Annotated in this window: 22 protein-coding genes, 1 pseudogene and 1 riboswitch; of the genes and pseudogenes, 5 read left to right on the plus strand and 18 right to left on the minus strand. The window is 38.0% G+C overall.

What is annotated here, in order from left to right:
* Window positions 1-70: 70 nt before the first annotated feature.
* From ABU914_RS11030 to ABU914_RS11040, 3 genes are all read right to left on the minus strand, one after another.
* Window positions 71-1,723, minus strand: a complete 1,653-nt coding sequence (locus tag ABU914_RS11030) for a peptide ABC transporter substrate-binding protein (protein WP_379669785.1) — start codon at window positions 1,721-1,723, stop codon at window positions 71-73.
* A 312-nt stretch (window positions 1,724-2,035) separates the two neighbouring features.
* Window positions 2,036-2,383 carry an SCP2 sterol-binding domain-containing protein gene (locus tag ABU914_RS11035; protein WP_379669786.1) on the minus strand — a complete coding sequence of 116 codons (348 nt, stop codon included), beginning with the start codon at window positions 2,381-2,383 and terminating at the stop codon, window positions 2,036-2,038.
* Between the two features lie 202 nt (window positions 2,384-2,585).
* Window positions 2,586-3,062 carry an acyl-CoA thioesterase gene (locus ABU914_RS11040; protein ID WP_379669787.1) on the minus strand — a complete coding sequence of 159 codons (477 nt, stop codon included), beginning with the start codon at window positions 3,060-3,062 and terminating at the stop codon, window positions 2,586-2,588.
* Window positions 3,063-3,296: 234 nt separating this feature from the next.
* On the opposite strand from ABU914_RS11040, the gene ABU914_RS11045 reads away from it, so the two are divergent.
* Both ABU914_RS11045 and ABU914_RS11050 read left to right on the plus strand, forming a co-directional pair.
* On the plus strand, window positions 3,297-3,755 hold the full coding sequence (locus ABU914_RS11045; protein WP_379669788.1) for a LytTR family DNA-binding domain-containing protein: 459 nt from the start codon (window positions 3,297-3,299) through the stop codon (window positions 3,753-3,755).
* Complete coding sequence (locus ABU914_RS11050) at window positions 3,752-4,171, plus strand: DUF3021 domain-containing protein (protein ID WP_379669789.1); 420 nt, start codon at window positions 3,752-3,754, stop codon at window positions 4,169-4,171. The genes ABU914_RS11045 and ABU914_RS11050 overlap by 4 nt, the downstream gene beginning before the upstream one ends.
* A gap of 546 nt (window positions 4,172-4,717) precedes the next feature.
* Here ABU914_RS11050 and ABU914_RS11055 read toward each other — a convergent pair.
* The 4 genes from ABU914_RS11055 to ABU914_RS11070 form a co-directional block, all read right to left on the minus strand.
* Window positions 4,718-5,023 carry an HD domain-containing protein gene (locus ABU914_RS11055; protein ID WP_379669790.1) on the minus strand — a complete coding sequence of 102 codons (306 nt, stop codon included), beginning with the start codon at window positions 5,021-5,023 and terminating at the stop codon, window positions 4,718-4,720.
* Window positions 5,024-5,871: 848 nt separating this feature from the next.
* Complete coding sequence (locus tag ABU914_RS11060) at window positions 5,872-6,066, minus strand: hypothetical protein (protein ID WP_379669791.1); 195 nt, start codon at window positions 6,064-6,066, stop codon at window positions 5,872-5,874.
* Between the two features lie 1,281 nt (window positions 6,067-7,347).
* A complete protein-coding gene (locus ABU914_RS11065; protein ID WP_379669792.1) occupies window positions 7,348-8,997 on the minus strand; it encodes an SLC13 family permease in 1,650 nt (549 codons plus the stop codon).
* A gap of 1,145 nt (window positions 8,998-10,142) precedes the next feature.
* The gene (locus tag ABU914_RS11070) at window positions 10,143-10,958 is read right to left on the minus strand and encodes a flagellin N-terminal helical domain-containing protein (protein ID WP_379669793.1); all 816 of its coding nucleotides are present in this window, start codon (window positions 10,956-10,958) and stop codon (window positions 10,143-10,145) included.
* A gap of 370 nt (window positions 10,959-11,328) precedes the next feature.
* Between ABU914_RS11070 and ABU914_RS11075 the strand changes: the two genes are divergently transcribed.
* The 3 genes from ABU914_RS11075 (at window position 11,329) to ABU914_RS11085 (ending at window position 13,223) form a co-directional block, all read left to right on the plus strand.
* A complete protein-coding gene (locus ABU914_RS11075; protein ID WP_379669794.1) occupies window positions 11,329-11,730 on the plus strand; it encodes a hypothetical protein in 402 nt (133 codons plus the stop codon).
* Window positions 11,731-11,791: 61 nt separating this feature from the next.
* A complete protein-coding gene (locus ABU914_RS11080) occupies window positions 11,792-12,421 on the plus strand; it encodes a hypothetical protein (protein ID WP_379669795.1) in 630 nt (209 codons plus the stop codon).
* 298 nt (window positions 12,422-12,719) lie between these two features.
* Window positions 12,720-13,223 carry a hypothetical protein gene (locus ABU914_RS11085; protein ID WP_379669796.1) on the plus strand — a complete coding sequence of 168 codons (504 nt, stop codon included), beginning with the start codon at window positions 12,720-12,722 and terminating at the stop codon, window positions 13,221-13,223.
* A 117-nt stretch (window positions 13,224-13,340) separates the two neighbouring features.
* Here ABU914_RS11085 and ABU914_RS11090 read toward each other — a convergent pair whose 3' ends face one another.
* The 11 genes and pseudogenes from ABU914_RS11090 to ABU914_RS11140 form a co-directional block, all read right to left on the minus strand.
* On the minus strand, window positions 13,341-13,526 hold the full coding sequence (locus ABU914_RS11090) for a hypothetical protein (protein ID WP_379669797.1): 186 nt from the start codon (window positions 13,524-13,526) through the stop codon (window positions 13,341-13,343).
* Between the two features lie 43 nt (window positions 13,527-13,569).
* Window positions 13,570-13,845: a hypothetical protein gene (locus tag ABU914_RS11095; RefSeq protein WP_379669798.1), complete on the minus strand. Its 276-nt coding sequence runs from the start codon at window positions 13,843-13,845 to the stop codon at window positions 13,570-13,572.
* Window positions 13,846-13,903: 58 nt separating this feature from the next.
* The gene (locus ABU914_RS11100; RefSeq protein ID WP_379669799.1) at window positions 13,904-16,441 is read right to left on the minus strand and encodes a bifunctional diguanylate cyclase/phosphodiesterase; all 2,538 of its coding nucleotides are present in this window, start codon (window positions 16,439-16,441) and stop codon (window positions 13,904-13,906) included.
* A gap of 60 nt (window positions 16,442-16,501) precedes the next feature.
* A complete protein-coding gene (locus tag ABU914_RS11105; protein WP_379669800.1) occupies window positions 16,502-16,741 on the minus strand; it encodes a hypothetical protein in 240 nt (79 codons plus the stop codon).
* A gap of 39 nt (window positions 16,742-16,780) precedes the next feature.
* Window positions 16,781-17,047, minus strand: a complete 267-nt coding sequence (locus ABU914_RS11110) for a hypothetical protein (protein ID WP_379669801.1) — start codon at window positions 17,045-17,047, stop codon at window positions 16,781-16,783.
* 27 nt (window positions 17,048-17,074) lie between these two features.
* On the minus strand, window positions 17,075-17,920 hold the full coding sequence (locus tag ABU914_RS15505; protein ID WP_483880152.1) for a methyl-accepting chemotaxis protein: 846 nt from the start codon (window positions 17,918-17,920) through the stop codon (window positions 17,075-17,077).
* Between the two features lie 75 nt (window positions 17,921-17,995).
* Window positions 17,996-18,580: pseudogene (locus ABU914_RS15510) on the minus strand (PAS domain-containing protein); the annotation flags it as partial.
* Between the two features lie 19 nt (window positions 18,581-18,599).
* On the minus strand, window positions 18,600-18,956 hold the full coding sequence (locus ABU914_RS11125) for a response regulator (protein ID WP_379669802.1): 357 nt from the start codon (window positions 18,954-18,956) through the stop codon (window positions 18,600-18,602).
* Window positions 18,957-18,975: 19 nt separating this feature from the next.
* A complete protein-coding gene (locus ABU914_RS11130) occupies window positions 18,976-19,431 on the minus strand; it encodes a chemotaxis protein CheW (protein ID WP_379669803.1) in 456 nt (151 codons plus the stop codon).
* Window positions 19,432-19,446: 15 nt separating this feature from the next.
* The gene (locus ABU914_RS11135) at window positions 19,447-21,420 is read right to left on the minus strand and encodes a chemotaxis protein CheA (protein ID WP_379669804.1); all 1,974 of its coding nucleotides are present in this window, start codon (window positions 21,418-21,420) and stop codon (window positions 19,447-19,449) included.
* Window positions 21,421-21,597: 177 nt separating this feature from the next.
* Window positions 21,598-21,684, minus strand: a riboswitch (cyclic di-GMP riboswitch).
* Between the two features lie 127 nt (window positions 21,685-21,811).
* Window positions 21,812-23,560: a methyl-accepting chemotaxis protein gene (locus ABU914_RS11140; protein WP_379669805.1), complete on the minus strand. Its 1,749-nt coding sequence runs from the start codon at window positions 23,558-23,560 to the stop codon at window positions 21,812-21,814.
* Window positions 23,561-24,116: the final 556 nt, after the last annotated feature.

Raw genomic sequence — 24,116 nt, forward strand, 5'->3', positions numbered from 1 at the left:
AGAATCACCCCAACACTTTTTGTAGAATAGCAAGGTTCAGATGAATATTCCACCTGAACCTTTCCATTTTCTACTGTTCAATATCTGCATAAATGAATTGCGGATAACGATCGATCGGTGCAAAAACACCTTTTACATGCGGTTTTACCGTGTACGGTTTCGTGTAAAAGTAAATTGGAATGACTGGCATTTCATCAATGAGAACTTCTTCTGCTTTATGCATCGCATCTGCCCGATCTTTTTCGTCCATTGTCGTTTTTGCTTTTTTAATTAATTCGTCATATTCCGCATTACTCCAGTTCGCATCGTTATGCGGACCGTCCGTCACCCACAGATCAAGAAACGTCATCGGATCAACATAGTCTCCTATCCATCCCGCACGTGAAATATCGTAATCTCCTGCTTTCTCACGATCGATTTTCACTTGGAATTCAGCGTTTTCAAGTTTAACTTCGACCTCGAGATTTTTTCTCCACATTTCTTGAATCGCTTCAGCAATTTTTTTATGGGCTTCAAGTGTGTTGTACAAAATTGTAAACTCAGGCATTTTATTCATACCTTCTTCTTTTAGCCCCTCTTCAAGTAGCTTTTTCGCTTCTTCAACATCTTCCTTAAACAATTCACCTGTATTTTCTTGAAAATCACCACTCACGTCAGGAATACCAGGAGGAATAATCGATAGAGCAGGTTTTTGTCCACCTTGAACAACATGCTCTACAAGCGACTTCCGATCAATCGCCATCGAAAGTGCTTTCCTAACTTTAGGATTGTTAAATGGCTTCACATCATTGTTTAAGTTGTAATAGTACAACGCTAAATCTGGAGCATTGTGAAACTCTTCATTATTTGAATTAACTAACTCACCTTGGATATCATTTGGGAGCGGATAAGCTAGGTCAAGTTCATCCGCCTGGTACATTTGCCAAGCTGTATTTTCGTCTTCAATCATGACCATCTGAACTTCATCGAGATTAATTTTATCTTTGTCATAATAATGTTCATTTTTTTCAAGTGTCATGCTTTCTTTATGCTTCCATTCGGTAAGCTTAAATGCCCCGTTTGATACGTACGATTCCGCTTCTAACGCCCAGTCAGGATTTTCTTCTTGAACATTTTTATTCACGGGATAATATGTGTAAAATGCTGTTAAATCAAGAAAATAAGGGGTTGGCTCACCTAACGTAACTTCAAGCGTCTTTTCATCAACTGCTTTAACGCCAACATTTTCTTCTAATTCTGCATAGTCCGCTTCATTTTCAGCGCTATTAAATTCCTCTGCACCTGCAAGGTAATATAACTGATATGCATATTGTGAAGCTGTTTCAGGATGAAGCGCGTATTTCCATGCATATTCAAAATCTTCTGCAGTTACTGGATCCCCGTTCGACCACTTCACATCATCTTTAATGTGAAACGTCCACGTTAACCCATCTTCACTTCTATCCCACTTTTCAGCCATGCCATCAACGATTTCACCTTCTGGTGTCTTTTTCGTCAACCCTTCAAACGCATGTTCAAGCATCCATGAATCGTGCGTTCCTTGTGCGGTACCAGGATGAAGCGATCCAGGTTCAGAACTGTTATTAATTCGTAATACCTTTTTCTCAGCTTTTCCACCTTCTTCGCCTGTACCCGCTTGTTCTTTGTCACCGCTAAAACAACCAGAGAGCACAAGAATAGCGACTATAAATGCAGAAAGTAACGAAAATTTAGACTTTTTCAAGTGAAACCCTCCTTCATTTTAAATGCTTGTTATCATCCTATGATGGCTTGCCACACTTTATTTTACTTTTTGATCCAAACAGGAAAGTTCTTTACACCCCCCTATTTGAAAAAAGTTTGATGTTTCTCTAAGAAGAGTGTCTGTCTGTCTCAAATATAGCTATTTATTACCAATTTTTTCTATAGTCTGGACGTATGAATTTAATAGAGTCTTTTTCTTTATATTTTTACTGTTTTATCTTGAAACAAACTTTTAGTATAGGTCTTTCGCTAGTAAAAAACGATCTGCCCGATGATGACAGATCGTTTTTACTTAAAAATCGTACTTTTTTATAATGCTTTCTAGTTTTAACGCATAACCAATTTTTCCGTCAACTTTCAATCGACCCATCATAAATGCTGACGTTGCGTTTAAATTCCCTCCAAGTAATTTTTTGAAATTTTGCACACTCATTTTTAATTGACAATCATAATCAGAAGGACCTTCATAAAGCATTTCTGCTTGTCCATCAACAATTTTTAACCCATATTGACCACCATCATCACCTGATAAGTCAAATGCATACGTCACATCTGAACCTGCGAGCGGCTCTGGATTCTCTTTAAATACAACACTAAGCTCGTCCCAAATTTGTTTCATTGTCATGTTTTCTAAATCCATCAGTTGTCGTCTCCTTTGTTGTGAATGAATACTCATTCATTATGATATCAAAAAGGAGCATGAAGAAAAAGGATTAGTTTTGTTTTTAGAAAAAGCCGATCATCGACATATCGGCTCGAATCAACCGTTTTATTTTTACAGATTACACAATACTTTTGTATTTTTTTCCATTTAAAAAGAAATGGCAACACAAGGATTCCCCCTACTTTTTACGGCTTGCTATCCGCTTTTGGCGTATCTCCCTTCTCAGTGGGGCAGTTTCATACAATTTCCAATCCTCATCTGTTTCTGGATGAACTTTTCGAACAGGAATCGGTTCTCCGTTTTCATTTAAGGCAACCATTGTAACAAATGATTCTGTCGTTAATTTTTTCTCATCCTTTAGAAGATCGTGTGCTGTCACCTTCACGTACACTTCCATCGAACTGTAGCCAGTATATGTAACGAAGGCTTCAAGCGTCAGCGTGTCGCCTGCTTTTGCTGAAGATAGAAAATCAACGGAGTCAATCGACGCCGTCACAACCGTACCTCTCGCATGTTTCATCGCTGCAAGCGCAGCAATCTCATCAATGTACGCAAGCACTTTTCCCCCAAAAATCGTATCTAAATGATTCGTATCGGGTGGTAATACAAGCCGGGTTTGAACTGTTTTTGTTTCATGAATCGGTATGCTCTCCATCGTGATCCTCCTTGTCCAGTCATGCGACTATAAATAGCGTGTAAAAAAATGATAAGTTTTGCCTGATAACAGCATGTTAGATTACAAGAAAAATGTCAAATCGAAAATGGACTGTAAGATACCGGGGGTGAAAAGCAACTTATCGGTTTAATTAAACATGTGAACGACAATGAGCAGACAATCGCTCAGAGAGCCACTATACTATGGGTAGAAACGAAGCGAGGGGGAAAAACATTGCGCGTCATACTAAATATCGATCGAAGGCATGAAGAAACGACGGTGACGATCCAATGTAAGGAAATGACCGACTCGATCCAAGAGATCTTAAATTATCTAAACGAACGCAACATCGAATTCATCGTTGGGAAAAGTGGTGACAAACAGCACATTTTAAAACCGAACGACATTCATTATTTCCAATCGGATGGTGATACCGTTTTAGCTATCACAGCAGAAGGTAAGTTCAAAGTGAAAGAAAAGCTATACGAACTTGAACGGTTGCTGCCAACAAATCGTTTTATTCGACTTTCGAAATCCGTCATCGCCAATCTTCACGAGCTTAGTCATTTTGAAGCATCGTTCAACGGCACGCTATGTGTCTATTTTAAATCAGGCGTAAAAGAATATATCTCACGTCACTACGTAAGCAAGATTAAAGAAATACTACGAATGAACAGGAGGAAAAACAAATGAAGACATTTTTGTTTAGAAGTGTTATTGGGATCTTATTAGGAGCTTTTCTATCTGTATTGACAATGTGTAGTATCGTATGGATTGGGGATCAATCAACACTCGACGGTCACTTATTTGTAAAAAACGCGCTTGGCTCCATGTTCGCTGGTTGGTTCTTTTCCGCAGCCTCTCTCTATTTTGAAATCGAATCACTTAAACTTTTCATGCAAACGATCCTGCATTTTGTAACCGTCACAATTCTCTACTTCATCCTCGCCTTCGGCATCGGATGGGTTCCCATAGACCCAAAAAGTGTAATGACAGCCATCATAATATTCATCGTCATTTATACGATCATGTGGCTTAGCTTTTACTTCTATTTTCGCAATGAATCAAGGAAATTGAATGAGGATTTGCAAAATTTAAGCAAAAAGTAGCTACGTTTTTTACAAATGTAGCTACTTTTCAGTTATTGCAAAATATCTAATTATAAAACTGAATCGCTTCATTGATATGGTTTCTAAATGTGGTTTCAATTCGCTTGCTTTTTTACTCTTGCTTGTTCGGGTTCATCACCTGAATCAAGTAAAAAGCATATAGTGCGAACTTTTCTTCGCTAACGCATTAATAAGACTTGCATCTAAATGAAAAAAGAATTTGCCTTTCGTCCCCAGCATTGTTTAGAACTTTTTTCCCTCTTCCGTAATCCGATATATAAGCGCTTGACTCAGGAATTTCTTCGATAAAATTTTGCTCAGCAAGTACCTGCGCTGAATATGGACCATAATGATGATATTGATACTTAAAGGAGAACTCAACACTTGAACTCTTTACAAGATGAATCATTTTCCGCAACTTTTTTCTTCCATAAATAGTTCCAGTTTCATCAAAAAACTTCTACAAACAATTCCCGTTAATCATAATATTTGGGTGAAATATACTTTCATGAAACTTCTCGTTTTTCATCTCTGATGAAACCCACTTCATTTGGAAAGCCTGAACGATGGTTTTAAGTAGCATGTTGATTTTTGTATCCCCATTGATAATGGCTCTTGAGAACTTTTCGTGATCAATATTTGTCGTAGACTCGATTGCATGAAAGAATGGTCCATGCCAATATCATGTAAGAATGCCGAAGTTAAGGCTAGTAATCTATGTTCCCGAATTTGTTCATGAAACGTTTTAAAACTAGGATCTTTTAGACTCAAAATTTTGTCAATAAATCGTCTTATTAAATGAGTGACTCCAAGAGAATGTGCGAACCTTGTATGTTCTGCACCTGGATACATAAACCTAGCTGTTTAATATGTCGGAGTCTTTAAAATTCTTGTGTATCAATTAGTTTAAGCAATCATTCATCCCCATTACTAATCAGATTATGTACCGGAGCCCGAATAACTTTCACCCTTTTGCAAAAGAATTACGCCTATTTTTCACAATGGAAAAAGGTCTAGAGGATTATGTACGAGGATTGTGCGCTCAGAGGAGTCAATGTGATATGATGTTCTAATTAAAAAGAAGTGTGGCAATATACCCTTTTCTACATACAATGACAAATTCCTTCCAAATTTTAAATATTTTTACAATTTTTTAGAAAATATTGAACAGACAGACAGTTATCGTGATGTATAGAATAAATGGACGCGAGGAAAATAAAAGATTTCGGACTTTGTAATTGTTATTAATTTCCAATCCCATCAACCAACCGAAATTCAAGAAGAATGGTTAAGTTCTCCCCAAAAAATAGACTTAATGATTAACACAAAATTATGGACTTAACTAAACTTGTTTATGTCTTTATCAAAGTGTTAAAGCTAACAACGCGCCATCCTAAATAAAAATATGTGATTCCTAATGTTAATTGAAGGTTCGCCCCTCAATGATGAACGAATACTTATCGAATCTTTACTATCATTATTAGAGTGATTGACGAAAAATTTGTGATTATTGTATTAGATATCGAATCACGTGACGATATTTACAAATGAATGACATACTAAATCACTTTATACATTAACCTCTCATCACCCGATCAATTTCATCAGCAATGAGATGAATTTCTTGATTGATTTTTGTTTTAATGTTGCGATTGGGACATTATTAAGATTTGACATGTGGGTAATTTGCAAATCGTAGTTTATAATCTTCCAATTGTGCTATTGATTTTTCGTAATTCTGCTTTAATCGCATCACGAATATGCACGTACGCTTGTTTTTCTTCAACCGAAAGGTGTTTTCTCCGTTTGTATGGATGTAAAGCTGTCTTCTCGACGCATGTCCATTGATTCGTACCCATACAAAAAGAGATGGATTGAAATTTTTTTCTTTTCATTTGTCCAGATTGGTTTGCTCATTTAATCGTACCAATCGAAAACGGAAAAATTTTCGTGGAAAAATGCCCTGGAAGTGATGAAAATAATTCGTCCGTCATTTTGTTAAACATGAGCCGATACAGATATAGTTGCTTTCTCTAACGAATCTCGTAAATTCTGTTCACATCATATCCGTATCAACTTGTAATGTTTTTCGTGTTCAATCGGAGTATCATACGTTTCGTAAAAATAACGCCACTAGCTATTCAAAATAACATCTTAACCGAACTCCGAACGAAACGGTGAAAAAACAGCATAAATGTCTTCGTAGCCAATAAAAACAATTCGTCTTTCTATCAAGTTTTCTTGCACGTATATGGGCGTATAGCTTGTTTTAAACAAAAGGAATGATGACATCCATTGACGGGTTAATCTTCAGTTTACCTTGATAATGTTCCAATTAGTTTTTGTGACTTTTTCCACTTTCAGTCTTATCTTCAATTTTCACCTTGATTTCATTCAAACGTAAAAAGCACCTCGATTTGTTTTACTTGCCTCTCAATTTTCAATGTATAATCAAGCACATTTTTTAGTTGTATAGTGGATAGCAATGAACTGCTTTTCGCATGATTTTGTCAAGAATTTGTTTTGCAACTTGATGAGCGATAGTCTGTTTTTAAAGCGGCGTGCTCAAACAGCCAGCATAAAAACATATTTTATGACGATTCACTCCGTACATATTTTTGGCTTTTTGGACAGAATTGTTGACGTTTGGACATTGGTAGTCATTTCATTTCCCCTTTTTACGTTTCTCGGACGTTCATCATCGGTCAAGACGATCGAGGTAGCCGCACTCATTCTCACACACGTTTGCTAGAAAACGTATCAATAATAGACTTCTCCATCATCTTCTTTACCACCACAGTTTGGAAGACTTTTATTTCAATCACCCCAGTCGGATAAGCCGTATTGTCAAAAGTTTTTAATGAAAAACTGTAAAACCCTTGGTACTAATGAACTTAAGGGCAAAAAGTATTCTCTCCCCCTTTATGAAAAGAGATTAACTAAGGCTTTACATTGAGTGACGAGCAAGATAAGCTATAAAGCCTTACACAACTAGGAGTGCTGCATCTTTGCGTAATCACTCATGCTCGTGAAGGCTCAATGTCAAGCCTTCTATATTCGAAGAGTTTTCATAGAAGTTTTTACACTACTAGATAGACGTATGCACTTGATAAAAGAACTTTATTTTTTACAAAAAGAAGGGCGAGAAAATTGAATTTCTCCCCTTCTTCTAATAACTACTCTATGACAAAAATCTTTGGAATTTCTGTTAACTGAATGCCCCACATGAAAGGCAAAACAAAATAGATTAATAGTGTTACTAATAGTGCCCCGGTTACATTAAGAGCAAAGCCCGCTTTCGCCATATCGGGAATCCTCAAGTAATCCGAACCAAACACAACAGCGTTAGGCGGCGTGGCAACAGGTAGCATAAACGCACAAGACGCCGCTACCGCTGCTGCAATCATCAATGCGTATGGATGAAAACCAAGCGCCACTGCCAACGATGCCATAATTGGATACATCATTGAAGCCGTAGCCGTATTCGACGTAATTTCCGTTAGGAAAATGACGAGTGTTGCAACAAGTAAAATAACGATAAATAAGTTTACTCCTTGAAGACCTGTCAATTGAGAGCCGATCCATTCCGAAAGCCCTGAATCAACAAAACCCGTAGCAATCGCGAGACCACCACCGAACAGCAATAATATTCCCCACGGAAGTTTCACTGCAGTATCCCAATCGAGCAAGTAGTCACCTTTTTTACTTTTCGACGGGATGATAAATAACAGTACCGCGAACATCATCGCGATGACACCGTCGCTTAAGCCTTCGATAAATTTCGACAAAAGAAACGTACGTGTAATCCATGAAAACGCAGCTAAACCAAAAATAACGAATACGAGTTTTTCCTCAGATGAAGGAGCACCTAACTTTTTCTGTTCTTCTTCAATGACCGTCCGTCCCCCTGGCATCGTTTTCACTTGTGACGGATACGCAATTTTTACTAAATAAAACCAAACGATCAAAATAAAAATCCACGCAAATGGGACACCGAATAGCATCCATTTGGCAAACGATAACTCAATCCCATACATCGTGTTAATCGCACCGGCAAGGAGCGTATTTGGTGGTGTTCCAATCAACGTTGCAATCCCGCCTAATGATGCCGAATACGCAATTCCAAGCATTAACGCCTTCCCGAAGCCAAAATTTTCTTTTGACGTATCAATGCTCTGATCATCTTTTAGCGCATCAGACACTTGATAAATGATGGCAAGACCAATCGGCACCATCATCATCGCCGTCGCCGTATTCGAAATCCACATCGACAAAAAGCCAGTTGCCACCATAAATCCAAGCACGATGCGATCCATATTTGTTCCAATCAGTGAAATAATCGTCACCGCAATCCGCCGATGCAAATTCCACTTCTCCATCGCAAGCGCAATCATAAATCCGCCCATAAACAAAAAAATCGTCTCATCCCCATAAGAAGACGCGGTTACTTTCATCTCTAATCCTTGCGTTAACGGGAACAACACAAGTGGCAACAACGACGTCACCGGAATCGGAATCGCTTCCGTAATCCACCACGTTGCAATCCAAATCGTACTTGCTAAAACAGCCACACCTTGAGCAGACAAGCCTTCAGGCTTGAAAAAAAGCAATGTGAGCAAAAACAAAAGCGGACCTAAAAACAACCCGATGAGTTGTCGTGATGTGTAACTGCGTGGCTCTTTCTCATTTCCTCCCCCTTGTCCATTCGTAGATTTCGGTTTATCGTGTAATATCAGTTTACTTACATTTGGTTTCACAAAAAGTAAAAAAAGATCCTTCACTTGATCATGTAAGTCCCAAATTCTTCGCCATGTTGTTAAAAGCAAATTGATTCCCCCAATTACTTAGCTGAACTTAACCAAATAAGTAAAAACGATACGATCAATGTTTTTTTACAATATTGTATTTTCTATCTAACTTGAAAAGTTAAATCCAATACACTTAAATACGTTAAAATATATCATTAACTCATTCAAAAACCCTTCATTAGGTCTTAATAACTATATCGACCGATTACTTAAATTGTTTAGGAATCAGATGAAAAAGGGTTAGGGACAAATGGGAACATTTCGTTACATTTAAACTTGAAGAATAAAGAATGGGAACGTATATTTTTGGAGGGCTTTAAGTGAAAGCTCAATCAATAAATGAAATGCCGACTAAATTAATGGAAATGATAACGAGGAAATTACTTGGTGATGAGGATATGATTCACGATGGAAAGAAATCTACTCGCTAACGTTCTGCACATGCAGCGAAAGATCGTGGTTGATGTTTGCATTGTTATCAACCACACTCCTGAATATCCCCCTAACTAGAATCGTTAGGGTTATTTTCTATCAAGAGTGGATCAGTTTTCAATTGTCATGGTGGATCACTTTTAGTTATCATATACTTCTAACCAATCCATGTTAAGGTTCACGTACATGCATTCCCTTTTATCTTGTGTTTTCGTCACTTCAAGTATAAAAGATTTGGAGATGCGTGTATTTCTTTTTGGACAAAATTCAAAATAATATCGTTACCCCAACAAATAGAATAGAGCTAAATTAAAAGACCCTAACCCAAAGGCTAGAGTCTTTTTCATATTTCCCAATATTAACGTAGTAGCTGAAGTACACCTTGTGGTACTTGGTTGGCTTGCTTCGCCACTATGCCTTTCGGTCATAGAATAGACTATCTCTTCACCCTTCTTTATATGAAGTTAGGGGCTGGGCACTTCGAACAGATTTCCTGTCCTACGAGATTCATAGTCATAGCGTTGTGCCGTAGACCGTGTTCTCTAGTCGTTGAACCTTCTCCACTCTTTCGAGACAGGAGCTTGGCTGCTGATCGTCCAATCTTACTCATTTTCAAACCGTCACGTTTGCCGTTTCCAGCTGCGTTGTGGTTGAGTAAGCTCTTAGGAATTTCCAGCAATTCACCCAGTTGTGCTCTTATCCGTTACCAGATAAGACGCCCGTTCACAACATTACCTAAGAAGTTGTAATACTCCTTGAGGAACTTGCTGTGCTTGAGCTAGCATTGCTTGTGCTGCTTGAGTCAAGATGTTGTTCTTCGTGAACTCCATCATTTCTTTTGCCATGTCAGTATCACGAATACGTGATTCTGCAGCAGTTAAGTTTTCAGCAGATGCACCTAGGTTGTTAATAGTGTGTTCTAGACGGTTTTGAATAGCACCAAGTGCAGATCGTTGTGTTGACACTGTATTAAGCGCATCATTAATCGTTTCAATTGCATTATTAGCATCAGCTTGAGTTCCAATTGAGACAGTACCTACACCTAATGATTCCGCATCCATGTTATCAATAGAAACTGTTAGGTTTTGATCCTTATTTGCACCGATGTGGAAAATTTTACCCGTGAATGTGCCATCCAATAATGTTTGTGTGTTAAACTCTGTTCTTTCAGTAATTCCATCTATTTCTTCGATTAATGCGACAACTTCTGCTTGTAATGCTGCACGGTCTACTGTATCTTCATTCGTATCGTTTGCAGCTTGTACTGCTAATTCACGCATGCGTTGGAGAATTGCATGAGTTTCATTCAAAGCGCCTTCAGCTGTTTGGATTAATGAAATGCCATCTTGAGCATTTTTTGAAGCCATTTCCAACCCACGAATTTGACCCCGCATTTTTTCAGAGATTGCAAGACCTGCTGCGTCGTCACCCGCACGGTTAATTCTCATTCCTGAAGAAAGTTTCTCCAAGCTTTTTGCTACTGCATTGTTATTTACACCGAGTTGACGGTGTGCGTTAAGAGCTGAAATGTTGTGATTGATAATCATTTCTTTTTCCTCCTTGAAATTTTGTTTTTCTCCACATCCTTGTGGAAGTAGACGCGAAGAAAGATGCCGGCCGAAACACCTCTCTTCTTGCCTTCACTTACATGTATCGACACGTTTTTGAAAATGTTTAATTTTTTTTCGTTATTTTTTAAAAATTTTCCGAGAGTATATTAGTGGGACTTTTCATCCTTTTACCGAACACTCATTTATAAAGAACCTTTAGAGTTGAACATAACGCTGAAGATTTCTTAATTTCATGCGGTTGTAAGATAAAAAAACTACAAGTCGTTATTTTGCTTCCCTATTTTTCGTGATATGATAGTAAGTAATTAGAAGTTACTGATTTTATAAAAGAAAGGGGGAAAACAAAATGAACGAACAAATTTTGCAACAGATTTTAACTGAAATTCAAGGTTTGAAATCTGAAGTAAGTAGGTTGAATTCCAAAGTAAACGGGTTAAATTCCAAAGTAAATGGCTTGGAATCTGAAGTTCGAGGTTTAAAAACTGAAATTCAGGATGTAAAGTCTCAAATGAACAGTAGGTTCGACACACTTGAAACAAGGATGGCAAACATGGAAGTTAAAATGACAAGCATGGAAACCGAACAAAAAGGCATGAAAGAAAACATTGCCACTGTCCAAGTTTCCGTTACTGAAATTTCCGAAATCGTGAAACGCATCGAAACGACTCAAGAGGAACATGAGCGTACACTTGACGTTCTTTCCAGAAGATCGATTGATCATGAAGGTGAATTAAAACGAATTAAATAATCATTAATCAATTACACTAGACTACGATATAAACTTTTATTTTGAAAGGAGTGTAACACACATGAGCGAACAAATTTTGCAACAAATTCTAACTGAAATTCAAGGCTTGAATGCCAAAGTGAATGGTCTGGAATCTGACATGAATGACCTGAAAACAGAGGTAAACGGATTGAAATCCGACATGAATGGCTTGAAGTCTGAGGTAAGTGGACTAAAATCCGATATGAACGGCTTGAAATCTAAGGTAAGCGGACTGAAATCCGATATGAACGGCTTGAAATCTGAGGTAAGCGGACTGAAATCCGATATGAACGGCTTGAAATCTGAGGTAAGTGGACTGAAATCCGAAACACAAGGTTTAAAAACTGAAATTCAGGATGTAAAATCCCAAATGAACAGTAGGTTCGACACTCTCGAAACAAGAATATCAAATCTGGAAGTTGAACAAAGAAATATGAAGGAAGTTATGGCGACAAAAGATAACATTGCGTCTGTCCAAGTTGTTGTTGTTGAGATTACAGATACTGTAAAGCGCATTGAAAAGACTCAAGATTCACATGATCATATCCTCGACATACTTTCAAGAAGAACGATTGAACACGAAGCCGAAATAAACATATTAAATGAAAAAATATCAAAAGATAACTCTACTGAAATAAACAAAGTAAAAATTACTCACCATCAAGAGTAGACCTCAAATTATTTCCCAACTCTCTTCAATGTTATCTTTTCTTTCGCACGGAATATTCCGCGTCCCAAAAATACGCAAACCCAACTTTAAATAGGCCTTTATTCCTAACCTCAAAAAATTCTACACCACTGAACAAAATGATAATTATCCAAAACCCTTATCGTTATTACCTTTCCCATTGGCCTAAATCTGACAACATTTTGAATAATTTTAATAGAACTAAAGAAATAGTACATTTAGTCGATGTAATAGACATAGCAAGAAAATTCTTGACTTTGAAATGAAAGGAGATATGCTAATGGGTAACAAAGTAAGAAATTTGCCTCTTCCAAGGATGTCACTACTTATGACGATGATCGCTCTACTATTCATAAGTGCTTGCTCGAATACGGAAACAAGTGACGATAACGGTAATGATAATGGTAATAAAATAAAGCAAGACACAGAAGTCGTTGAAAAAGAAAACGCAGAAGTCACGTATGAAGCTGACGTAAAAGAAATGATTGCAAACAACTGCTTAACGTGTCACGGGGAAGATTCACCCCTTCCGATGCATGACTATGAAAGTTTAATGGTATATGTTGATGGGGAGGACACCGGTGCTCTCATGAGAAGGTTGGACAACGGCGAAAATACAGAAGATGGCAAACCAGGGAACATGTATGAATATCTAGGTGAAACTGATGAAGAGCGTGAAGAAAACTTAGCTGTCATAAAAGAATGGGTTGGCAATTGGACGGTGAAACGAAACGACGAAATTACTGACGAAGAACGTGACGAGATTCAAGCTCTCAAAAATTAAAAAATGACTTTATAAAGCCTTTGAGTTTCAGCCCGCAAAAATTTACGGCTTTCCTCAAAGGCTTTGTTCATTTCCCTCAGATGAGGAGATTCTAAGATTCTACAAAACTATGGAAACTCAGAACTGACGAATAAGCTCATTTAATTCTTGAACTAACTCTCTTAATGATTGCGACGTTCGTTTCATTTCTTCCATCGTCGCTAATTGCTGTTCAGCTACCGCTGCAACTTGCTGCGTATTTCCTGATGCCACTTCAGCGCTGCTGGAAATTTCTTTTGATGCCGCCGCAATTTCCTCCGACATTGATGACATTTCTTCAGCTACGGTAGCTAAGTCCTTAATTTCTTTAAACAACTTCTTGAACCGAGTCGATCATTTGCTCGAATACGTCACCGACCGCAACGATGCGCGTCATCCCTTCTTTGACTTCTTTTTCACTAGAGTCCATTGCGTTTGTCGCTTGTATTATATTAGATTGAATCGTTTCAATAATATGTTGATCGAGATCTGTAACGACAGAGAATCCTTGTCCTACTTCTCTTCTTTTAACGCGAGCAAACTCGTCTAATAGCCTACGGGCTAATCCGTTCAATTTAAGCATACGGTGTAAAAAGTAAATCATCCGATTCACAACCTATGTTTTGCACTCATATTTTTATAGATGTACTAATTATTGAGGATTAAATCGTTTGTAATTCTTCCGTTAAAATTCGCTTAATTCTCGCTTCTAATGCGTGAATGTCAGAAGAAAATTGCTCTGTTTTTATCGGCTCTTTGAAAAGAAAGCCTTGGATTTTAATACAGTCGATGTTTCGCAATTCTTTTAATTGTTGTAGCGTTTCAACACCTTCAGCGATCACTTCCATATTCAAATGGTGTGCCATCGCGACGATCATCGAAACAATCGCACTCGTATCTTCATTTAAAACAAAGTCTTTAATAAACGATTGGTCTATTTTCAAACGGTCAAATGGTAAATGTTTTAAATAACTGAGTGAAGAGTAGCCCGTTCCGAAATCATCGATTGCAATCCGGACACCGATTTCTTTCAATTCATGGAGTATTTTGAGAGAGTGCTTAATGTTAATCATTGTCATGCTTTCCGTAATCTCGAGTTCCAAGTGCGATGGTGCTAGCTCGTTCTCTTTCAAAACTTCTAAAACGAGACTTGATAGACTTTCTTGATAGAGTTGGCGAGCGGATAAATTGACTGCAATTCGTAAATTTGTATACCCTTCATCATGCCATCGTTTTAACTGCTCGCACGCTCGTCTTAATACCCATTCCCCAATCGGTACGATGAGACCGCTCTGTTCAGCAATCGGAATAAATTTCCCTGGAGATATGAGTCCTCTCGTCGGGTGTTCCCAGCGAAGTAATGCTTCAAATGCAATCACTTCCATCGTTTCGATGTTCACTTGGGGTTGATAGACTAAAAACAACTCTTCATCTGCTAAAGCTTGATGCAAATCACTTTCTAATTCAAGTTGCTCGCGAAACTCCTTTGACATTGAAGCATGATACATCAAATACGTTTCGTTTTGCTCTAGTGCTTGCAGCATCGCTATATTTGCATTTTTCACGAGCTCCTCACTATTCCCCCCATGTTCCGGATAAATCGCGACACCGAAATTTAACGATACAGTAAAATGTAAATCTTGTACGGGTAACGGCTGATTAAAACTCGCTTCAATCAATTGACACATTTCACGAATATGCTCTTCGTCTTGTAACGGAGCTAATAAAAGCGTAAATTCATCCCCTTTGTAGCGAGAAATCAGCACCTCTTCATCGATCACATTACGCAAACGTTTCGCAAATTCGATTAATAAGTTATCGCCGAATTGATGTCCAAGAGAATCATTAATATGTTTAAACCGATCGATATCGACAAGTAAAACGGCAATTTTTTCAGTCGCAAAATCGTGAATTGCCCTCTGCAATTGTTCATTAAATTTGCGACTATTCGGCAATTTTGTTAATTCATCATGATAGGCGAGATATTTAATTAAATCTTTATCCTTTTTTTGCTCTGTAATGTCACGAAAAACGATAATCGAACCAATTTGCCTTTCATTTTCTTTATATGGGGTCAATGTGTATGAAACAGGGATTTCAGTTCCATCTTTTCGATAAAACGAATCTTCTTCTACTTTATACTTTTCAGTTTTTTTTAGCATAACCGTTTGTGAACACTCATAAGAAGAATGTTTATTAAAAAGAAAACGGCATATACTTCTACCCACTAGCTCGTCCTTTGTCCATTGGAGCATTCGCTCAGATTCATCATTCATAAACGTTAATTTGCCGTCAGCGTCGCATACGAGCAAGCCTTCGCCCATATTCGTCGTAATCGTATGTAAAAACTTTTCGTTTTCCTTTAAATTAGCTTCTGCTTGCCTCTGCTTGCGGAATGGTTCCTCGACTGATGAATAGTACAATCCTTTCAATAAAGAATACGAGGCAAACACTTGAAAAATATGTCCGATAAAATTAAACATATCGTATACACTGCTATAAACCGAATAAAAAACATCACTAAAAATAAAATAAAGCGACGCTAGCAGAACCATATTGTAAAAAGGTTTGCTAAACTGATGTTTTTTTACAATCAAATATATGACGAGGAATTGTACCGTTATCACGAACCACTGCAAACCGTTTTTGAGCGGTGTCGTTCCAACACCATCAATGACTAAATCAGGGAGTATCTGACCAGGAGAATAAATGACCGCAATCCAAATGAAAGAATATAGTAAAGCAAATCCATAAAACATCCACAAATAGCGTTGAGAAGCAATTCTTTCTTTTGTTACAACAACGAGCAATGTCACAACGGCTAAAATAATTCGATTAATCATATAAAACCATGTTGCGTAGTAGGCGGAGCTTTCAACGAAGAAAAAAGGCATGCCTTTATATGTAATGGCGTGACAAATTTCAATGATTGTAACGGATAAAAATATTGAGCCTAGCATAAGGCGATGACATGACAACGTATGCCGAAAAAACATCCATGCTTGGATCGTAATCGTTGCAGATACGATAATCACAAACATTGCCATAATTAAGTGCGTAACGGCATAGTTTTCCTCACCTACCAATTGGTAAAGAGGGGCACTAAACAACAAAACGAAAACGACCAAGAGCAATGGTGTGATTGTGAGGATTTTGTTATGTTTAATAAAAGTTGTAACGTTAATTTTGTTTAGCCCCATAACGTGACATCTCCTTGAAGATTTCCAAAGATTTTCGACTCATCAGCTAGCAACCCCGTTTTATTGACTTGCTACACTGACATCACCTGAAGCTGGTGTAATCGAGTCAATTTGATTGAGCATGAACGATAACACTTCTTTTTGATCAACATCGTATAAAACGATAGATTCTTTCTCTTCATCGATACTAATCAGTCGTCCAAATATCCCTTTTCTTCCTACCTTTTGAATGACAATTTCGACATGGACTAACGTATTTTCCTCATGCCACTTTTTAAATAATGACAGCTGCTCATTCATGATGTTAAAATTCCTCCTATGCGCTTTCAAAAGTAGGTACTATAATGGCTTTTTAAAACTAGATAATTGTAAGTGTGTAGCTAACCCTTTTGAATCTATCTTTCCTGTTTTGTGCAAGTTCAATCTCCGATAAACTGTTACTGTCTGTTCATACCGTTTTTGCATCTCAAATGAAAAATCACGTCTCACGATAAAATCGATTGCCTCGTCCATATTGACTAAAGCAAATTCTCTAAATTCATCGTTTTTATCGGTTTCTTCGAGCACAGCATTGACAATATTTTGAATATCTTGTAAAGTCAACATTCCACTCACTCCTGTAAGTAAAACACTTTACATCGTTTTCGCGAAATCTACTAATGCTTGGGCCATATTATTAATTTCTTCGATCGATGCATTTAATTCTTCCGTTAAAGCGGCTTGTGTCTCGGTCATCGTTGACATATTACTAATCTGAAGTAAAATCTCATCGATCAGTTGATTCATTTCATTCAAACTTTGTTCTATATTCCCTGTTGCACTTGCACTATTTGCCGCTAGCTTTCGAACTTCGTCAGCAACAACGCCGAATCCACGACCTTGCTCACCTGCACGAGCCGCTTCAATTGCTGCATTTAATCCTAAAAGATTCGTTTGTTCCGCAATTTCACGAATAAACTGAGAAACATTTTTCGTTTCATCAGTACTTGCTTTCGCTTGATTTGCGGCTTCTGTAGACTGCTCTTGAGCTGAAGCAAGTTCTTGAGCATGCGACGATACCGATTCAATTCCTTGCGTCATTTCTTGAATAGAAGTCGAAAGTTCTGCCATTTTTTCAGTCAATTCTTTGACGATATTTTCTTTGTTTTTCTCAAGTGTGACGTCACTCAATGTTCCAGCGACATGAAGAGGGACTCCGTTCTCATCTCGTTTCGTCTCACATCGACTACGAAACCAACGGTACTCGCCGCTTTTTAATCGAAGTCGATAATCAACATCAAATTTTGTTTGACCTGTATAGTCGGACAGATGTTGCGAAAATGCACTTAACATACTTTCTGCATCTTCAGGATGCAGGATGCTGTTTAAACTATCGGATGCATTCGGAAAATCATTCTCATCTTGATAGCCTAAAGCTTTTCGATATTGAGGTGAAAACCATATTTCTGCATTATCTATATCCCCATCGGTAATCCTCATATCCCACGGGGCCTCGATTAAACATTGACTGATCAAATCATATCGTTCGACTAAAAACTGTAATTGTTCTGCTTTAACTTTTTCATCATGAATGTCAAAAAGAGCTCCTACAATTCGTAACGGAACTCCGTCTTTATTACGTGTCGTCGTTCCATTCGCTTTGAACCATCGATATTCGCCGTTTTTCAGTTTCAAGCGATATTCAAGCTCATACGGTGTTTTTCCTGTGTAATCAGTTAAATGGTTGCTAAGAGCAGCAAGTGCTCTTTCTTGATCCTCTGGATGTAATCTCGATGCCCAGCTATCTAGCACATTCGGAAAATCATGTTCGTCCGTGTACCCGAGCATACGTCGAAACTCATTCGACCAAATAAATTCATTGTCTGGATTAACGGGGTCACCCGCAATGACCGTCATATCCCATAAACCGACTTTGATCGCTTTCGACACTAACTCTAACCGAAGTTCAGCATCTTCTGCTGATTTTACTACTCTTGACAACACCTCATTCACGTGAGTGGCAACTTTTTTCTCATCTATTGAAGCTTGCGAAGATACTTGGAGTCGTGTATGCGGATTTTCATTTATCATACCGACTAAATGTTTACTTTCTGCTACCAATTCATTCATTCGTACCATTTTTCTGTTTTTAAATATCATGATGTTGACCTCTTTTTTGTTAAAATATTTTGTCTAATGCTTCTTGAATTCGATCTTGTGTAAAAGGTTTAACGATAAAGTCTTTAGCGCCCGCTTGAATCGCTTCGATAACCATTTCTTGTTGCCCCATTGCTGAAACCATGACGATGATTGCGTTTGGATCAATTGCTTTGATCTGTTTTACCGCTTCGACTCCATTCATCTCGGGCATCGTAATATCCATCGTGACAAGATCAGGCTTTAATTCTTTATACTTATCAATGGATACAATTCCATTTTCAGCTTCACCAACGACTTCATGACCTAGTTTTGTAAAAATATCTTTCAGTTGCATGCGCATAAACGCTGCATCATCTGTAATTAAAATCCGTGCCATTGAGTCTCATTCTTCCTCCTCATCTTTTGATACTCGTCGATTCTTCAAATGTATCACGTTGTAAAATATGTTCTAAACTAAGCAAAACAACTAATCTTTCATTTCGCTTTGTAACGCCGACCAAGCACTCTTCATCGATGTCGCCTATACTCTCAGAAACGCTTTCAATGTCATCATGTTGAATGTCCATGACATCTGTAGCTGCATCGACAATCAGACCGACTTGAATCGTATCGACTGCAACAATTAAAACACGGGTTTGGTCAGTGTACTTAGTTTCAGATAGGTGTAACCGCTCTTTGAGGTCAATGATCGGGATAATCTCACCGCGTAAATTAATGACACCTTTAACAAATTTCGGTGTCCGTGGCACTTCGGTTATCTCTTGAATCCGCTCAATCGATAATACGTATTGTACGTTTATCCCGTATTCAACCTCATGTAAATCAAAAATTATATATTTCTCTTGCTCCACTCCGGACCCCTCCTATTAATGTAACAGAGCATTTGGATCGACAATTAAAGCAACTTTTCCATTCCCGAGTATCGTTGCACCAGAAATCGCAAAAATATTTTTTAAATAATCGCCTAGCGATTTAAGCACGACTTCACGTTGACCTAAAAACGTGTCGACTACTAAACCGAGCATTTTCTCTCCATCCTGAATGACGACGATCGCATATTCATTTTGTGTCACTTTATTTTTCTGTTGTGACTGCTTATACACATCCTTTAAAAAAACGAGCGGAATGACTTTTCCTCGATAGTCAATCACTTTTTTCCCATGTGCGTTCATCATTTGCTCTGCTTTTAATAGAATCGTTTCTGAAACCGATGCAAGCGGAATCGCATAAATCTCTTGATCGACTTGTACGAGTAACGTCGATAAGATCGATAACGTTAATGGAAGCTGTATAGAAAACGTGCTTCCTTCCCCAATCTTCGATTCAACAGTAATACTTCCTCGCAAACTTTGAATTTTCGTTTTAACAACATCGAGTCCAACGCCACGACCTGATAAATCAGACACTTGGTCCGCCGTACTGAAACCAGGCATAAAAATGATCGAATTAATTTCTTCTTCTGACATGGCCGCCACTTGCTCTTTATTAAGAAGTTCTTTTTCAATTGCCTTTTTTACAACTTTTTCTCGATTAATCCCAGCACCATCGTCTTTAATTTCAATACAGATGTTGTTTCCTATTTGATAGGCTTGTAAAATGATTTTACCTTCTGGCTGTTTGCCATGTTTTTTTCTAACATCCGGAGTTTCAATACCATGGTCGATCGAATTACGAATTAAATGTACGAGCGGATCAACGATAACATCGATGACAGACCGATCGATCTCAGTGTCAATCCCGTTCATTTCAAGAGCAATTTGTTTATTGAGCTCTTTTGCCATCCCTCTTACCATTCTTGGAAATCGGTTAAACACATGCTCAATCGGGACCATACGAATCGTAAGTAGCATGCTTTGCATTTCGCGTGAAATTCGTGAAATGTTTTCAACCGTTTCCATTAGTTCATTATCGTTAATTCGCAATGAGACATCTTCTAGGCGGCCTCGATCGATGACGAGTTCTTCAAATAGATTCATCAGCCGATCAACACGCTCGCTGTTTACTCTGAGCGTATTCGAAAAGGCATTCGATTTTCGAGTTGCAGATACATCTGCTTTTCCTTTCTGTTCGGGTTTAATCGTATTTTTTGCATTTTCAACTGTTAATGCGGTAATTTGCACCGTTTCGACTTCAGCGACTTTTAATAATCGCTCCTCAATCACTTCATCCTGCTCTTTTGATATGTACGCAACAGAAAAATCCCACTCAAATCGTTCCTCTTCAAGATCTTCAACAGGAGGGATTGATTTAATGACTTCTCCCATATCTTCTAAAGCATCAAAAACCATGTAGACGCGCGCAAACTTTAACACACATGTCTCACTTAGCTTGACAGTGACATGATAAGCACGATATCCTTGTTCACTTGAAAGCGACACAATCGTACTTTGATATTCATCAAGGTCCATTACTGTTGTATGTCCATCACCAATGGTTTTTTTAGGTTGATTCGCACGAATTTCGCTAATTTGTTCAAGACGGGTGATTAAGTGGGAGACATCCTTTTTACCGTCTTCCCCCCGACTAATTTGATCAACCATTTCTTCAATGACCTCAGTCACCTCTAATAGAAGATCAATCACTTCTACATCATCAATGATCTCAATTTCACCTTCGCGTAACTGGTCAAACACGTTTTCCATTTTATGAGTTAGATTTGAAATACTTTCAAAACCCATCGTAGCCGCCATCCCTTTTAAAGTGTGGGCAGAGCGAAACATTTCATTCACAATCGACTTGTCTTCGGGATTTTTTTCAAAGTTAAGCAGATGATCGTTTATCGCTTGTAAATGTTCTCGACTTTCTTCAAGAAACACTTCAATATACTGATTCGTTTGCAATACTACCACTCCTAATCAATGGTTTAATAACAATTGCAAAAAAACCTATTAACTAATCGATCGTCTACTGTTCATCCTTTTTCATGACGTCTCTTATGAACTTGTTTGTCTCTACCTATAAAAATAAGCTACCTACATATGTAGAGTAGCCAAATTATCCAAACCCTGGATAATATGTTTGGTAGCCCGACAATCATCGCCATTAAGACATTAGACTCTAGACTTTGCGTCCTATCCTTTCGGAATAGTTTGCCCTTTCATCCATATGCATGAAAAATCACAGTATTTTCTTTTCGTGATTAGTAAATTAGCCTTATATAAAGCTAGTATAAAGGACTTATTTACTAGTTTCAACAGAAATTTCATAATATAGTAAAAAAAAACTATTGTTTTATAGTTTGAAATTTTGAACTTGTGTATTTAATTGCTCAGCGAGTGTAGCTAAATCGACAGCGTTTTTCGCGATTTCATCCATTGCACTGCTCGATTGCTGAGATGCCGCTGCCGTCTCTTCGACACCTGCTGCTGTTTCCTCAGCGACGGAAGCTACTTCTTCAATCGAACGATTCATGTCTCCGCTATTTTTCGTTAAATCTAATAAGTTAGCAGAAATGTTTTGAATCCGTTCGACGACGTTTGTCACTGCTTTATTAATATTCGTGAATGTTTTACCCGTCTCTTGAATTTGTTCTGTTCCACGCTGGACTTCTTCATAGCTTGATTCTAGTGATGCTACGACTTTATCTGAACCTTGTAAAATCCCGTTCACAATCGTCGTAATTTGTTCGACAGATTCAGCAACTTGCTCTGATAATTTACGAACTTCATCCGCAACAACAGCAAAGCCTTTGCCATGTTCACCCGCTCTAGCCGCTTCGATCGCTGCGTTTAATGAAAGCAAATTTGTTTGTGACGCAATTTCTTGAATGACTTGAACGAGCTGTGAAATTTCTCGTGTTTGTCCGTCTAATCCTTTCACGTCATTAACAGCTTCACTTACTTGTTGATGAATGTGCTCCATTTGTGAAACAGATTTAGTCATTAGCGTATTGCCTTCCGCAGACATCTGTAATACTCGCCTTGATGTTTCGGCAATTTCTTCTCCATCACGATTCGCATTCAATACTTTCGAGTTAAATGTTTCCATCATCTCCATTAATGTCGTAGCACTATTTGCTTGCGATTCAGCCCCAGTCGTCAACTCCTGCATCGTCGCTGCGATTTGTTCGCTCCCTTCGCGTACTTCATTTGCGGATTGAGTAAATTCTTCACTTTGACTCGAAATTCTTTCCGATGCATTGGCAACGTTGTAAATGGTGTCTTTCATTCCTGATTGCATATTATTCATCGCTTGCGCAAGCTTGCCAATTTCATCTTGTACTCTAACTTTGATTGGCTCACGAGTTAAATCTCCATCTGCAAGTTCGTGCATTTGGTCTGCAACTTCATTAATTGGGTTTGCAATTCTTGATGCGACAATCCAAATGATCATAATAGAAACGATGATCGCAATCCCAATCGTTATGATGACGGACGTTAGCACTTCTTTCGCATCTTCATTAAAATCCAGCATGTATGTACTCGCATTCACGATCCAGCCCCAATGCGGATCGGCTTCAGAGTATGTCACTTTTGGTTCAATTTGATCTTCCGTACCTGGAAGTGACCAATCGTAGTACACGATGCCACCTCCACTTTGTCCAACCTGTATAAAGTTTTGGACAAACTTCTCTCCATTCGAATCTTCTGTTTCCCAATGGTTTTCTCCTTCGATATTCGGATGTGCCACCTGATTTCCATTTTCATCAATGATAAATACATAGCCGTTTTCCCCTAATTCCAACTGGTCATTAATCGGCCTTGTCCCATCAGTAGCTTTCTCACCTAAAATTGCTACCTTTACTTTTTCCTGTGCATCCTCAAGTGAGAGGTTTCCTTTTTCAACCTCACTGTTTAACGCTTCTATCAATTCGACAGTCATTTTAACGCTATTTTTTAAATTCGTAGCGCCAAGCTCGTCTAAGTGAGTTTTACTAGAGTTATAGCTTAAAAAGCCAACAACGACGAGTGGGATGACGACGAGTAACAGTGACGTCATAATAAGCTTCGTTTTGATTGACAGACGTTTCAACATCAACATGCTTTCACACTCTCCTAAATTTTACGTAATTAATATTTTTCTTAAAACCGTGCGTAACGGTTTTTCGAACAGAGGCATACTCATCATTTCCATTCGCACGTAAATCATAGGCTCTGACTTGATTCTATGTGTACTTTGGAAACGCAATGGACTCGCTGATACATGCTATATCTCGTTGAAGTTCTCGTCTTCCATCTACACGGTTATTCATTCGTATATAAATTAGATTGACCGTTGTTATAAACACAACAAAATACCTATATACTGCGCATGCTTGTATAAATTTATCCTTTTAAACCTTTCATCATCATACTTTTAACCTATTTAAACTCCATAAAAAAACGACCTTTAATGATCTGTTTTTTGTAAATATTAATTTCATTCCTTATGTATATATCGACCTCACTTCAAAATGTTTAAGGGTAAAAATTGAACGTTTTGACACTTTATTAAAAAACTAATTCGTTTGACTTTTCAGTCATTTGAGGGTGCCCATTTTATTCACATTTTTTAATTTAAAAAGTTGCTTTTTTACCGATATGAATAATAGAGTCTA

The organism is Pueribacillus sp. YX66 (assembly GCF_041725775.1).
GTDB lineage: Bacteria > Bacillota > Bacilli > Bacillales > UBA6769 > Pueribacillus.

Excerpts from the sequence above, each read along its gene's own strand:
- ABU914_RS11100 (WP_379669799.1), bottom strand. The coding sequence starts at position 16,441 with ATGGGGCTAAACAAAATTAACGTTACAACTTTTATTAAACATAACAAA.
- ABU914_RS11050 (WP_379669789.1), top strand. The coding sequence starts at position 3,752 with ATGAAGACATTTTTGTTTAGAAGTGTTATTGGGATCTTATTAGGAGCT.
- ABU914_RS11070 (WP_379669793.1), bottom strand. The coding sequence starts at position 10,958 with ATGATTATCAATCACAACATTTCAGCTCTTAACGCACACCGTCAACTC.
- ABU914_RS11055 (WP_379669790.1), bottom strand. The coding sequence starts at position 5,023 with ATGTATCCAGGTGCAGAACATACAAGGTTCGCACATTCTCTTGGAGTC.
- ABU914_RS11105 (WP_379669800.1), bottom strand. The coding sequence starts at position 16,741 with ATGAATGAGCAGCTGTCATTATTTAAAAAGTGGCATGAGGAAAATACG.
- ABU914_RS11090 (WP_379669797.1), bottom strand. The coding sequence starts at position 13,526 with ATGTCGGAGGAAATTGCGGCGGCATCAAAAGAAATTTCCAGCAGCGCT.
- ABU914_RS11060 (WP_379669791.1), bottom strand. The coding sequence starts at position 6,066 with ATGAAAAGAAAAAAATTTCAATCCATCTCTTTTTGTATGGGTACGAAT.
- ABU914_RS11085 (WP_379669796.1), top strand. The coding sequence starts at position 12,720 with ATGGGTAACAAAGTAAGAAATTTGCCTCTTCCAAGGATGTCACTACTT.
- ABU914_RS11110 (WP_379669801.1), bottom strand. The coding sequence starts at position 17,047 with ATGTTGACTTTACAAGATATTCAAAATATTGTCAATGCTGTGCTCGAA.
- ABU914_RS11080 (WP_379669795.1), top strand. The coding sequence starts at position 11,792 with ATGAGCGAACAAATTTTGCAACAAATTCTAACTGAAATTCAAGGCTTG.
- ABU914_RS11140 (WP_379669805.1), bottom strand. The coding sequence starts at position 23,560 with ATGTTGATGTTGAAACGTCTGTCAATCAAAACGAAGCTTATTATGACG.
- ABU914_RS11035 (WP_379669786.1), bottom strand. The coding sequence starts at position 2,383 with ATGGATTTAGAAAACATGACAATGAAACAAATTTGGGACGAGCTTAGT.
- ABU914_RS11095 (WP_379669798.1), bottom strand. The coding sequence starts at position 13,845 with ATGATTTACTTTTTACACCGTATGCTTAAATTGAACGGATTAGCCCGT.
- ABU914_RS15505 (WP_483880152.1), bottom strand. The coding sequence starts at position 17,920 with ATGAGGATTACCGATGGGGATATAGATAATGCAGAAATATGGTTTTCA.
- ABU914_RS11125 (WP_379669802.1), bottom strand. The coding sequence starts at position 18,956 with ATGGCACGGATTTTAATTACAGATGATGCAGCGTTTATGCGCATGCAA.
- ABU914_RS11040 (WP_379669787.1), bottom strand. The coding sequence starts at position 3,062 with ATGGAGAGCATACCGATTCATGAAACAAAAACAGTTCAAACCCGGCTT.
- ABU914_RS11075 (WP_379669794.1), top strand. The coding sequence starts at position 11,329 with ATGAACGAACAAATTTTGCAACAGATTTTAACTGAAATTCAAGGTTTG.